Raw genomic sequence first — 13,704 nt, 5'->3', positions numbered from 1 at the left:
TGCTCACTGCTCACTGTTCACTGATACTAGGTGACTGGACTGCACAAGATATTTCTCAACCATTTGCAGCAACTCTTTAGGCTGTGGAGGCTTGCCTAAAAACTCAGTTGCACCCACTTGCTTGGCTCGAAATCGGTCAATTTGGGTATTTTTGGCGGTCAAGATAATAATGGGTGTGTTCTTAAACACCGGAGTTTCTCGCAAAAATTTACAGATGCTATAGCCATCAGCATTTGGCAAATGTAGGTCTAACAAGATGAGATCGGGTTTGTGTTCTATGAGTTGGGAAAATCCTCGCATTGGCTCTAGAATCGTCAACACTTGATATCCAGCTGGAGTCAAGATTTTCTTTAAGGTATAAGCCAGCACTGGACTATCTTCAATACAAGCAATTAAAGACTCTTTTTGCGTTAATTCGATCCGTTTGGTTGCTACTGGAGGAGGTATTTCTGCAACGGGCTGTTTGATAGTTGGTACGGGTAAATCTGGAATCTCTTGGAATTGCAGTATGCCCTTCTCAAGGAGAGGAATCAAGGAACACGTTACCTCCGTCACCGATTGTTGTAACTGCAAGGCAATATCCCATAAGGTGAATTGACCGTTGAGATACTGCTCTGAAATTGGGAGCGTTAGAGAATTTGCCTCCTGCCGTAAGGTTGGTGCGAGGGTTGGTCTAAAGGGAGCTAAACCAGCAGCCTGCCATTTTTGCTGCATCTGTACTGCGTTATTGAGAACACTCTGGATTTCTTTATTGGATAAGGCTACAGTCTGGTAAAAAACCGATATAGTTTTTGGGTTGGGTTTCCAATCACTATTCAATTCTGTGTAGCTACCGAGTTCAAACAAACATTCTTGGACAAGAGTGCGAATCACTAACTTGGCTTGGATTAAGCTCAGTTGCTTTTGGACAAATCCTTGCGTGAGGAGCTGACATTGCCAAGACTGATTGTCCGTCAACTGAGAAGACTCAACAGTCCAATTCCAGTTGGGGCAATGTTGTTTTAAAGCTCTGCTCCAGCGTCTTACGGGATGAAACTCATCTAGGGCGTAGAGTAATTTACCTCGGACAAGGTGGAGATTCCAAACAATTGGAGCATTGCTGAGGACTAGCTCTCCGTCATTGGATTGACTTAGGTTGTCTAATTCTTGAGTCAGCCTTGTTAGTATCATTTGTTACCAATTCCAGGAGTATTTTCTAGAGATAGGAAATTACACTGATGCAGCCCCTGAAATCTTAAAAGTGATGCCTATTATTCCTATGGAGTTGCTCCCTGTTTAATTGACGCCTAATCATGACTGAACATTGGCGAAACTATTTTTTTAGTATCGTTTGTTACAAAATCTACCTTGTCGATGAAAGTTCTTTGAATTTGTTGCTGATATCAGCCGCTTGAAATAACATTTATGTATGACGGGTGTCATACACCAGTATGGCATACTAAAAAATCTAGCAGGATGCAAGCCATAAGCTGATAACTGTGATTCGCTTGATTCAGCTGTCCTACGAGTTAGATAAACCAGGGTTTTCTATTTTTTCTAATTTAAATTCATCAATTTTCAGAAGTCCCGATTGCTTTTCTCTGTCTTCCTAAAAGATGAGAAAAACTCTAGGGTGTATCTTGTTTTGGTAAATATTTTGGCCTAGGGACGAATGGTCGTTCGTCCCTACAAGATTGCGTCTACTGAAGAATTAGTCAAGAATTCACTCTGAAATGAGCTGTCTATATTTTGCACGTAATGAGGAGATAGATTGGGAATGGATAAACTCATGAATCAATTTCGTATCATTAATCAATTACGGATAACAGTATTTGTACTACTTGGATTCGCAATTTTTAATCTCGTGACTATCTACCATCAAATTGATGGTATGACGAGTGACGGGAGAATTGTTAATTATGCTGGGATTATTAGAGGAAATACTCAACGATTAATTAAACTAGAACTTTTAGAGCAAAATACAGATAACATCGTTTCTTTACTTGACAAAGTAATTCAAGGCTTGAGGAAGGGAGACAGCAGTTTAAACTTGGTCAGGATAGAAGACGCAGATTTTCAGTCAAAAATGGCGCAAATCGAACAATCTTGGGCTGAACTCAAAACTACTGTAAAAGACTATAGAGCCAACCCTACCTCCCCAGGAAAAGATCGTCTTTTAAAAGCAAGTGAAGATTATTGGACTTTAACCAATGCCGCCGTATCCTCAGCAGAAGCATTCGCTAAGCGTAATGTACAAGCGTCCAAAAATCTAGCAATTATTCTTTTCGTTGCAAACCTCGTTATTCTAGTCATTATTTGGAATATTTCTCAATATATTAAATCGAGACTGACGAGAACGATCAATACTCTTGCTAGTTCTTCAAGCCAGATTTCAGCAACCATCGATCAGCAGGAACGCATCGCTAGTCAGCAGGCGGCGTCGGTTAATGAAACTACTACGACGATGGATGAGCTAGAAGCCTCTTGCCGACAGGCGGCAGAGCAAGCCAAAGCGGCTGTTACTGCTGCACAACAGGCGCTGGGACTGGCGCAGGGAGGAACTCAAGCAGTTGAGGCAACGCTGGAAGGCATGTTTACCTTAGAAAAGAAAGTAGGAGCGATCGCAGAACAAATTGTATATCTGAGCGAGCAAGCTGAGCAAATTGGCAGTATTTCCCAACTCGTTTCTGACTTAGCTAACAAAACGAATATGTTGGCCTTCAATTCATCGGTTGAAGCGGTTCGCGCTGGAGAGCATGGTAAAGGCTTTGCTGTGGTTGCCAATGAGATTCGCAAATTAGCCGACCAAAGTGAAAAATCAGCTGAAAAGATTGGCGTTCTGGTTTCGGAAATTCAGAGCGCGATTAATTCCACAGTGATGGTAACTGATGAAGGAACGAAGACAGTGGCAGCAGGCGTGCAAACGGCTCAAAAAACCAATCACGCCTTTACTGGGGTGGCGGATGCTGTTAATAAAGTCGTTTTGAACAATCAGCAAATTTCGCTCAATCTCAAGCAGCAAGTCGATGCTATGCAACAGATTATCGAAGCGATGGAGACAATTAACCGGGGAGCCAAAGAAACCGCCAGTGGCATCAGTCAAACCAAGTCAGGTACCGACCAACTGAACGAAGCAGCTTTAGTGCTCAAACGGATAGTTTGAAAAGTAGAGACGTGTCAGGGAACGTCTTTACACAAGAGTGAACTAAGGGAAGCAGGGAGAGTCATGCCGGGGAATTACACAGGAGTCTGAGCCAGGACTAAGCGTGATGATAGAAGACGAAGAACTCCGGAATCTGTATCAAATTTCCAGTGAAGAACATTTGCAGCAATTGGAAGCTGGGTTGCGGTACTTAACATCGCACCCGGATGATGAAGCAACCTTAAAAGAATTGCGGCGAGAAGCCCACGGCCTCCGAGGAGACTCTAGAGGTGTCGGGGCAGAAGCTGTGGAAACCCTGGCCCATTGGGTTGAAAAGATTTTGGGGAAAATGATACGCCAACAGGTCATTTTAACTCCACTCTTATGCGATCGCCTTTACCAAGGATTAGCGGTCATGAGTCTTCTCGTACAAGAAGCCGTAACCGCTCAAACGAGTGGGGTTAACATAACTGAAGTGATGGAACTGTTGACGGTAGATATTTCGGAGTCGCAACAGCTACAGCCAGAAGTCTCTAAAGACAGCCAAACAGAGCAAACGGTAGAGCTTGCCCTTCCAGCATTGGTTGACAACGGCGAACAACTAGCTGTATCCAGTGCGATAGCGAAGCGCGGCTGCGATAGCGAAATGGTAGCGAGTCTTCCCTTCGGGACGCTTCCCTCCGGGACGCAACGCGAACGAGCGTCAGCGCAGACCGCAGAGATCAATAAACATGGTCTGCAATCTGCACCAACCCTGACAGAGGACGAAACACTTCGGACTCTGTATCACAGTACCAGCCTAGAACGTTTGCAGAAACTGGAAACTGGGTTGCGGCACTTAGTATCGTACCCGGATGATGAAACGACCTTAGAAGAATTGCAACGGGAAGCTCACAGCCTTACAGGAGATTCCAAAAGCGCTGGGGTAGAAACGGTGGAAATCCTTGCCCGTTCTCTCGAAGACATTCTCTTAAGCATCAAACAGCAACAGATCGTTTTAACCCAACAGGTGAGTACTCGCCTTAACCAAGGATTAGCCGCGATTAATCATTTAGTCCAGGAAGCGGTTACCGGTCAACCCAGTGGGGTCGATGTAGCTGAGGTGTTTGAGCTCTGGATGGAAGTGGTTCTGGAGTCACAACAGCCCCGACAGAACACGACTCCAGACGCTGAAGCAGACAAACAGGAAACAAAAAATTTTCCCTCCCAACCAACAATTGAGAACCGAAAAGAGAGGGTTTCAATCCCCTTCTTTCAAGGGAAATCATCAAAGGATTTTACCGAATGTCAAGCTCCATCCTCGGAAAGCGGAGGCAATCCAAAATCCAAAATCCAAAATCCAAAATCTATTGACCACACCCATCCATTCATTACACCTACCTCAAGAGTAGAACTAAAGGGTAATTCTCCTCAAATTCCACCCGCCTTTATCGAAGACGAACAACTTCGAGACCTTTATAAGGTTACCAGTGAAGAACGTTTACAGAAACTAGAAGCTGGGTTGCTGCATTTAGAAAAGCACCCGAATAACGAAACGATTTTAGAAGAATTGCTGCGGGAGGCTCACAGTCTCAAAGGTGACTCTAGAAGTGCAGACCTTGAATCGGTGGAAAGCTTGACTCATGAGGTTGAAGAAATTCTGTTAGGCATCAAACGTCAACAGATCATTTTCACCCCTGAAGTCAGCGATCGCTTGTATCAAGGATTGGATGCGATCGCTCTTTTGATACACGAAGCTGTGACGGGTCAACGCATTGAGGTTGATACCGCTAGGGTACTCCAACAGTTGATGGAAGTCGTTGCTGCACCCACTCTTCCAGAATCTCTACCCATCTCTCCTGAAACTCCTTCTACCAAAATCGAAGCGATTGCCTCGAAGGGACAGCGCAAAGCGATCGCGCACAGCGCAGCGCCAGAGGCGATCGCACCTCAAGACATACCCACCCCTGCTCCGGGAGCGATCGAACCCTACCGCATCGACACCATTCGCGTTCCAACTCGTGAACTCGATGCATTAATGACACAAGCGGAAGAACTCACGGTTACCAAAATCCATATCGCTCATGCTACGGCTGAAATTGAGGAATTAGCAAGCCTATGGGACAAATGGAAAGCGTTTGCTAAAAAGCAACGTCGTAGCTCCCCATCCGTGGCGACGAATCCCTACCAAGAGAGTATAGAAAAAGCGATCGATGCCCTGACCCTGTTAACTCAAGAAAATACCACCAAACTAGACCTCATTGCTGGGGAATTAAGAGAAAAAATTCGCACTTTACGACTTCTGCCGCTATCCACACTGTTTCAGTTATTTCCTCGTGTCGTGCGGGATTTAGCCAGACAGCAAGGGAAAGAAGTGGAATTAATTATTGAAGCAGGAGAAACCACTGCCGACAAACGTATTCTCGAAGAAATTAAAGACTCTTTGATGCACATAATACGCAATGCGATCGATCACGGTATCGAGACTCCCGCCGAACGAGAAAAACTCGGCAAACCTCCCGTTGCAACGATTTGGTTAAGGGGTTACCGAAAAGCTAACAATATTGTTATTGAAATAGCCGATGATGGACGAGGATTAGACATCGAAAGAATTCAAAAAACCGCCATCAAGCGCAAGCTCTACCAACAAGAAGATCTAGAAACTATGACCCCCAATCAAATCTACTCCCTCATTTTTTCGCCTGGTTTCTCAACCCGGACATTTATTACAGAAATTTCGGGTAGAGGGATTGGTTTGGATGTAGTACGCACCCATGTCGAACGGTTGAAAGGGACTATACAAATCGAATCAACCCTCGGTCAAGGATGCACCTTTCGCCTACAGCTAGGCACATCTCTAGCAACTATCGATGCATTACTGGTACAAGTACAAGGTATTATCCATGCTCTACCGATGGAGTATGTACCAGCAAGTTTATTGGTTTCTCAAGACGAGATTTCTACTTTTGAAGGTCGAGCTAGCATTACTTGGGAGAACCAAACTATTCCAGTAGCAGATTTAGCAGATGTGCTACAACTTTCCAATTCACCAGCTTACGCGTCCATTGCCAAGGTTGAACAACAAACGAGCGATCTGCGTACTTGTATCCTAGTCAAAGTCGGAGAAGAACAGGCCGGATTTTTTTGCGATCGCCTTTTGGATACTCAAGAGGTAGTACTCAAACCTCAGAGTCAGTTATTGAAGCGGGTGCGTAACGTCAGTGGCGCAACTATTCTCCCTTCAGGGGAAGTTTGCATGATTCTTAATCCTCCGGATTTACTCAAATCATTGCAAATGCAAACTGCATCGCTTGTCTTCATCCAACCGAGAAAAACTCTTAAAACAAAACCTATCATTCTCTTGGTTGAAGACTCCATCTACGTTCGCACTCAAGAACAAAGACTCTTAGAAAAAGCAGGTTATGAAGTTGTAACAGCTGTTGATGGATTAGATGGTTACCACCAACTCAAAGAGCATGATTTCGATGCAGTGATATCTGACGTAGAGATGCCGAATTTAGATGGACTTTCGCTCACCGCAAAAATTCGGCAACATCAAGAATATAAGAATTTACCGATTATTTTGGTAACCACCCTTGATTCAGATGAAGATCGAAAGAGGGGAACTGATGCAGGGGCAAGTGCTTATGTTATAAAGGGTAAATTTAATCAGGGGGTACTCCTAGAAACCTTAGGCAGGCTGCTTTGATTTTTACTGATGAATTTTAAATTATCTTAAAATTGAATCCAATACTTAATAAGAAAATAATAATCAATAATGACTAAAAAAATCCGAGTTTTATTAGTTGAAGATTCAAAAATTACTCTATTAATTCTAAGAAAAATCCTTAATTCATCACCACAGATTGAAGTGGTAGGAGAAGCTCGTACTGGTTTAGAAGCTTTAGAAGTGATTCCCCATGTTCAGCCAGATGTTATTTGCACAGACCTTCATATGCCCCAGATGGATGGATTAGAGTTTACCTCTGAAGTGATGACACTCTATCCTCGACCAATTTTGGTGATTAGTTCTTGGGTACATGAAGAGGATAGTTCTCATGTGTTTCAGCTGCTAGAAGCAGGAGCATTGGATATTTTTCCCAAGCCTTCTGTAGGGCTAACGATGGAAGATAAGTTACTTAATCAAGAGTTAATTAATAAAATTCAAATCCTATCTGGAGTCAAAGTATTTAAGAAGAAGCGGAAGTTTAATTCCCAAGTAAAAAGCTTAGAGACTTTCTCTTCTACATCCTACTTGAAACCAGAAATTATAGCTATTGGTGCTTCTACGGGTGGCCCCCAAGCTATAAACGAACTATTCGCTCAACTTCCATCAAATTTTCCTGTACCTGTGATTTGTGTGCAACATATTTGTTTTGGTTTCTTGCAGGGATTTATTGACTGGTTAGCAAGCCGTTGTCAATTACCGATTCAAATTGCTAAACCTGGAGATATACCAAAATCAGGAATCATTTATTTTCCTCCAGAACAGCATCATTTAGAATTAAATCAGCGAGGTCAATTTATTTGTTCTCATTCGCCGCCATTCGATGGACATCGCCCTTCTGTAACTGTCACGTTTAAGTCTGTAGCCAAGTTCTATGGTAAGGCCGCAGTGGGAATATTATTGACAGGTATGGGTAAGGATGGGGCAGAAGGAATGCAGTGCATTGCTCAAGCTGGCGGTTTAACGATCGCCCAAGATGAAACGACTTCCGCCATCTTCGGAATGCCTAAGCAAGCGATTGATCTGGGAGCCGCTAAATTAGTTTTACCAATTCATGCGATCGCACCGAAGCTGTTGGAAGTGTTGCAAAGACAGCCTCCTTTATCTGGGAAGCATTATGGGAGTTCTAACATTAGTTAAATTGCTAAACCCATTTAGAAAGCATTATCAGCAATTACCTCTATAAAGAATAATTTATATTCAGCAACCTCCTCTGAATTAGAGGATTAACAGGAGATTGATGTGCTAAATTCACTATCTTTAAATGAAGAATTACTATCAGCTTTTGTTCGGTTAATTGCCAAACATAGTGGAATAGAGATAAGAGAGCGAGAACAAACAGCTTTAAGTGAAAAAATTCTCCTCAGAATGAAAGCTGTTAAATTAGATAGCCCAGCAAATTACTATCAATTATTAAATTCTTCTACTCCTAATAGTTATAAAGAGTGGAAGAGCTTAATGATTCTAATTACCAATGTTGAAAGCTTCTTCTTTCGAGACACAGACCAGTTTGCCCTCCTGCGCGATCGCATTCTGCCAGAACTAATTCAACGCAAACAAAATAACAAAACACTCCGAATTTGCAGCGCGGGATGCTCCTCTGGAGAAGAACCCTACTCTCTAGCCATCCTCCTCAAGGAACTCCTGCCAGAACTAGAGCAATGGAATTTAACGATTTTGGGAATAGACATTAATCAAGAAGCGCTGCAAAAAGCGCAAACAGGGATTTACAGACCTTGGTCATTCAGACGAGTTGATGTAGACATAATCAAGAGATATTTTCGAGTGACGAACAATCACTATCACCTCAATCCCTCCATTATGCAGATGGTGAAATTTCAAAACTTAAATTTACTGGAAAACTTATCTAATCAATCAAATCTTGAGCTAAGGGAATTTGATTTAATTCTTTGTCGAAACGTTTTCATTTATTTTGAATCATCAGCTATAGAAAAAGTTTTAAATCAATTCTATAAGGCTCTTCAGCCCTTAGGATATCTCATTACAGGCCATGCTGAACTATACGGTCAAAATTTAAACCAGTTTCAAGCCAACGTTTTTCCAGAATCAGTAGTCTATCAACGTATAGATGGGGATGGGATTGATACCGCTAGGCGGCCTCTACACAGTGAGGCAAATTATCTCCCTACAAAAAATTCCTTATGGGAATTGAATCAAGGCGACCTCGTCAGCGCTCTGGAAAAAAGCAATGTGAAAATGCAGCAAGCGGCTCTTAATCTACTCAAACAATTACCTCCTGGAACTCAAATACCTAAATTGGGTAATCTCACGGCTGCTGAACTGATTGCACAACTTGAAACCGCTTTACAAGCCATTAATCGGGAATCCACATGATCGAAATGTTGAGTGCAAGTTCCTCAACTGACTATCTTGCAGTAGTTGCAATAGGGTTTGTGTAGTAGCGTGGCAAGCCTTAAATGTTGCATTAGGATATAAGCAGCAAATCAGGTAAATGGCGGTTTATGAGCCATTTGTATTGTACTATTTTAGCCTTGCCACGCTACTACCCATAAAGGCTTTGCGTAAGTCCTATGCAAGTAGTCAACAGCTGCGGGGACTCTTCCCACGCAGCTTGTAACTAACCAGCGTTAACTGGTTGAAACATACGGGTTATTGACTGAACCCTGCTCTGCCGACCCACCTAGAGTAGCAGAGAGAATATAATCATCCTTGATATTGGTCGCGGCATTTATGTCGGCGTGAGCCTTGAATCCACAGGTTTTACAGTGAAATCTAGACTTGCTCCGATTTGTGCTGTGACGCTGTTTGCAACGGCTACACTTCTGAGATGTATATCTGGCATCCACGTAGCCGACCTGTTTGCTCTTGGCTTCAGCTTTATAAGTCAAAAACTGCTCAAGCTGATAGAAGCTCCAAGAGGATATCCATTTGTTGACTTTCTTGTTCCTACGTTGGTTGCGAATGCCTGACAAATCTTCTAAGGCGAAAGTTTTCACGCCGTTAAGTGCAGCCAGTTTCTTACTTATACAGTGGTTGCAATCCCGCATGAACCGCTTCTCTCTACCCGACATCGCTTTAAGGCGACGTTTAGCGCTTCGAGTGCCTTTTTGTTGGAGTTTCTTGCGATTGTATAAGTATCGTCGTTGATTGGCTCTTACATTTGAGCCAGAGAAAAATTGACCATCAGAGGTTGAGGTAATGTGGTATAGCCCTCTGTCAATTCCTAAAACTTTACCCTCTTCTTGTTGAAGAGGGTCATCCGTCTCAAATACTAGCCTGACCCAAAATTGCTTTGAATGCTTGGAATAAGTGAGCGTTGCTGCACAGAAATCCCAAGTTTCAAATATTTCCTTGAAGTAATCAGGAACGTCCAAGATTAAACTGACTCGCTTACCAATACAACTAAGCGTTAGTTGCTGACCTCTTAAGGTCATTGTTCGCTTATCGTATCGTAAAGCCGATGTTGGCTTCTTTCTTGGAGTACGCTTAAACGAAGTCGCTTTAATAGCTTCTAGCGCGTTGTCCCTGATAGTTTGCACCAAAGCAGAAGGCACACTCGGATACTGAAACCTTAGTAGGTGATACAGTTCCTTGTGTGCCTTGTTCTTGTTGTACGTTCTGTTATCTAATGCCCAGTCAACGTGTGCATTGAATATCTTTGCACACTCACTCATAAGCGGTAAAAAACGCTCACTTGGGAGATTGACTGGGATGCTAACAGTGCGTTTCATATTTTAATCTTACTCCCAATCAACATCTTCATCGTTGTACTGGTCGTAGTCTTGGTATCTACAGTCTGTGGGGTCTGCTTTGTGCAACCTCCAGGCTATAGCGGTTAAGCGCTACATTGAAACTCAGAAGCAAGGGGGTTGATTTGGCAATCTCGTACCTCCGATTGCCCCGCCTTTCATCTGCGGGGACGAGCCACCGCCGTCTTCTTGGCGGGTTTAATAAAATTATTGCTGGGATAAGCGCTTAACTCTCTCACCCGCTAAAATGCGATGGGCGTCTTCCAGCAAGGCGGGGATTTTGTCAGCGTTAGGGCTATGACGCAAACAGTATCGCAAGTCTAATTCTCTGACTCGGTCTGCTCTGCTACCAGGGAACCAGTGACTAGCACCATCCAGCATGTTATATCGCATTTTAGCGTATTCAGCCATATCGTAGGCAAGAGTAAGATTCCTTAGCCACAGGACAACAGGAATATTCACCAATCCTGGCGTTTCTGTATAGCTTGGTAAGCCAATCTGCCAGGTTTTGACCCAGTCTTCTCCGAGAGTTGCGATCGCTTCTTGCTCCAGACGCACGAGAATCGATGGTAAAATTTCTTCTGCGCGATCGAGCAACTCCAACACATTGAGATGTTCATCAAAATCCGTTGGCTTGTCTGCCCCTAAACTCAAGGTATGCACTTGAGGATGTGACAGACAAAATAAGTCATTAAACACCATCGGACTGAGAGGCGCACACAGTTCCACCAACTTTTCAGATGGCTTGTACAGCATTCCTCCTTTATCCGAAGGACTGATAATAAACACGCCCATATCGTGGCGGTTTGCAGCTTCTATAGCAGGCCAGTTAACTTGATTGATATAGTACCAGTGCAAGTTAACGTAATCAAATTGGTTAGTTTCAATGGCCTTAACAATCACATCTGTTGAGCCGTGAGTAGAAAAGCCAACGAATCTGACCTTACCTTGCTCTTGTAGCTTTCTTACCACATCCAGATGACCACCAGGGCGGACGCTATCATGAAGTATGCCGTGCGTATTAATACCGTGCAGCCCCAGCAGGTCAACGTAGTCTAGCTTGAGATTAGCCAGAGACTTCTCAAAGTTACGCCGAAATTCTTGCGGACTGGATTCCGCCATCATTTTAGTCTGGACAATGAGTTGCTCACGGGGTAACTTCGGCAGAATTCGTCCTAGCTGTAACTCAGACGTACCATAGGCACGAGCCGTTTCAAAGTGATTAATGCCGACTTCTAGAGACCGACGAACTATCGCCTCCAAATTCCGCTGACTATACCGACGAATTCGCCACATTGGCCTATCTTGCCAACTATATTGGTATCTCATGCCACCGCACGAGAAGATCGGCATTTGCAATTGGGTACGTCCAAATCTTCGATATTGCATCGCCATAAAATTCGCTGTGAATCAATTAATCTTCAGTCACTAGTCATCAGTCACTACTAGTATGGCTAATGACTAACGACTGATGACAGATGACTCCCTCACAAAAATTTGCGAGTTATAATAGGCGATCGCTTAGTCGCTAATGGCAATAAATCGACTGACAATTAGCGATTTCACATTTCCCGGACAATGGGCTGACCGTCTTTGACTTCACCAATAAGAACCTTATCGGCAACGCCGACGAATAAGCCATTTTCCAAGACGCCTGGAATATTATTCAAGGTCTTTTCTAGTTCAGCCGGATTATCGATCAAGTCAAATTTCACATCAATAACCATGTTGCCTTGGTCGGTAATCACGGGCCCTGCTTTTTTAACACCCATGCGTAATTCTGGCTTTCCCCCTAGCTTTTCAATGGCACGCATTACAGGTGTAAGTGCCATTGGGATGACTTCCACAGGCAATAGGAAAGTCGAACCCAAGCGGTCAACTAATTTATTCGCATCCACGACAACGATAAATTGGTCAGCCAAAGCATCAACAACTTTCTCACGAGTATGAGCCGCACCGCCGCCTTTGATCAAATTCTTCTGCGGATCGACTTCATCCGCACCATCAATAGCAATATCAATGTGATCAACGGCATCCAGAGTGGTTAAAGGAATCCCGTACTTTTTCGCCAAGACTTCTGCTTGAAAGGATGTAGGGATGCCTTGGATATCTGTGAGTTCACCCGACTTGAGGCGACTTCCCAAATACTCTATAGCATATGCAGTGGTTGAACCCGTACCTAGCCCGACAATCGTACCTGATTGTACAAGAGCGGCAGCGGCTTTGCCAACTTCCTGCTTCATCACTTTAACAGGGTCAATTTCTCCGGTCATTACAAAAACTCCTTTGAGGTCACGCCCAAGATTTATGGGTTAGGATGGCGTGAGGCTGAGGATGCCCCAACACCGCATGAGTGAATCTACTATCTGAGGGTTATTCTCTCATGAGCCGGGAACGAGACCCTGAAAAGGCTGTTGCTAGTTAGGATAAAGTTCTAAAAATCCCACTCAACTAGGACAATGACTGTTGGTCATTTATTGACTATTTAAGGCAAAAAGAGTAAAGGCTTGGAAGAAAGTTAGTCGTGGAGAAAATACGAAAGATCACATTTTTATCATTTAGAATTATTTTCTATACTCCTTTAAAATACGTTTTACTATTTGCTCTTACTACGATTTTAGTATCAATCTATGGCAACAGTACCTGGTGGAGTGAGCTACTCAGCAAAGGATTACATCTAATATTTTCTCTAGCTATCTTTATCATGATTGCTTGTGAATTATGGAGTAATCGCTCGAAACTAAGCTTTGTCGGGAAGATTTACTTGAAAAGTGGCTTTCTCAGTTATTTGCGTGCATTGAGCATTGTCGTTATCACAACTACTTTAGGTATATTCGTTTACCTTCATGTTCCTGAATTTCTAAGATGGGGGTGGGGCAATTTAATTTTTGGCAATTCCGGCAATTTGGCCTTACAACCTCTGGCAACAGCGTCTCAAGTCGGTCAAACAGTTAGCGAAATTCAGGGAAGTGCTTTTGACTATCGATGGATTTTCCTGATTCCGATGTGGATGATATTCATTTTGGCTTTCCCCTTCTGGGCGGAAGTTGAAGAAAAATTTTTCCGTAAGGGTGTCCACACCTGGAAAGGAATAACGATTAATTCGATTAAGTTCGGCTTAATTCATCTAATTATGGGAATTCCTA

Annotated in this window: 9 protein-coding genes; 5 read left to right on the top strand and 4 right to left on the bottom strand. The window is 43.3% G+C overall.

Going from position 1 to position 13,704, the window contains the following annotated elements; translation table 11 throughout:
• Positions 1–3: 3 nt before the first annotated feature.
• A complete protein-coding gene (locus V6C93_RS02495) occupies positions 4–1,170 on the bottom strand; it encodes a response regulator (protein WP_333475064.1) in 1,167 nt (388 codons plus the stop codon).
• 598 nt (positions 1,171–1,768) lie between these two features.
• Here V6C93_RS02495 and V6C93_RS02490 point away from each other — a divergent pair.
• The 4 genes from V6C93_RS02490 (at position 1,769) to V6C93_RS02475 (ending at position 9,182) form a co-directional block, all read left to right on the top strand.
• Positions 1,769–3,142: a methyl-accepting chemotaxis protein gene (locus V6C93_RS02490; protein WP_333475063.1), complete on the top strand. Its 1,374-nt coding sequence runs from the start codon at positions 1,769–1,771 to the stop codon at positions 3,140–3,142.
• Positions 3,143–3,248: 106 nt separating this feature from the next.
• Complete coding sequence (locus tag V6C93_RS02485; RefSeq protein ID WP_333475062.1) at positions 3,249–6,809, top strand: Hpt domain-containing protein; 3,561 nt, start codon at positions 3,249–3,251, stop codon at positions 6,807–6,809.
• A 69-nt stretch (positions 6,810–6,878) separates the two neighbouring features.
• Positions 6,879–7,967, top strand: coding sequence for a chemotaxis-specific protein-glutamate methyltransferase CheB (cheB, locus tag V6C93_RS02480; protein WP_333475061.1), 1,089 nt, complete (start codon positions 6,879–6,881; stop codon positions 7,965–7,967).
• A 102-nt stretch (positions 7,968–8,069) separates the two neighbouring features.
• Entirely contained in the window at positions 8,070–9,182 is a 1,113-nt protein-coding gene (locus tag V6C93_RS02475; protein WP_333475060.1) for a protein-glutamate O-methyltransferase CheR, read from the top strand.
• 254 nt (positions 9,183–9,436) lie between these two features.
• On the opposite strand, the gene V6C93_RS02470 is transcribed toward V6C93_RS02475, so the two are convergent.
• The 3 genes from V6C93_RS02470 to rpiA all read right to left on the bottom strand — a co-directional run bounded on the left by V6C93_RS02470 (position 9,437) and on the right by rpiA (position 12,831).
• Entirely contained in the window at positions 9,437–10,540 is a 1,104-nt protein-coding gene (locus V6C93_RS02470) for a transposase (RefSeq protein WP_333475059.1), read from the bottom strand.
• 225 nt (positions 10,541–10,765) lie between these two features.
• Entirely contained in the window at positions 10,766–11,947 is a 1,182-nt protein-coding gene (locus tag V6C93_RS02465) for an aldo/keto reductase (protein ID WP_349262600.1), read from the bottom strand.
• Between the two features lie 173 nt (positions 11,948–12,120).
• Positions 12,121–12,831, bottom strand: a complete 711-nt coding sequence (rpiA, locus tag V6C93_RS02460) for a ribose-5-phosphate isomerase RpiA (RefSeq protein ID WP_333475057.1) — start codon at positions 12,829–12,831, stop codon at positions 12,121–12,123.
• A 431-nt stretch (positions 12,832–13,262) separates the two neighbouring features.
• On the opposite strand from rpiA, the gene V6C93_RS02455 reads away from it, so the two are divergent.
• On the top strand, positions 13,263–13,704 hold a 442-nt coding region (locus V6C93_RS02455), incomplete at its 3' end, for a hypothetical protein (protein WP_333475056.1).

It is taken from the genome of Allocoleopsis sp. (assembly GCF_036703385.1).
In the GTDB taxonomy this organism is placed as follows: Bacteria; Cyanobacteriota; Cyanobacteriia; order Cyanobacteriales; family Coleofasciculaceae; genus Allocoleopsis.
This window is presented reverse-complemented; position numbering and strand designations above follow the sequence as displayed.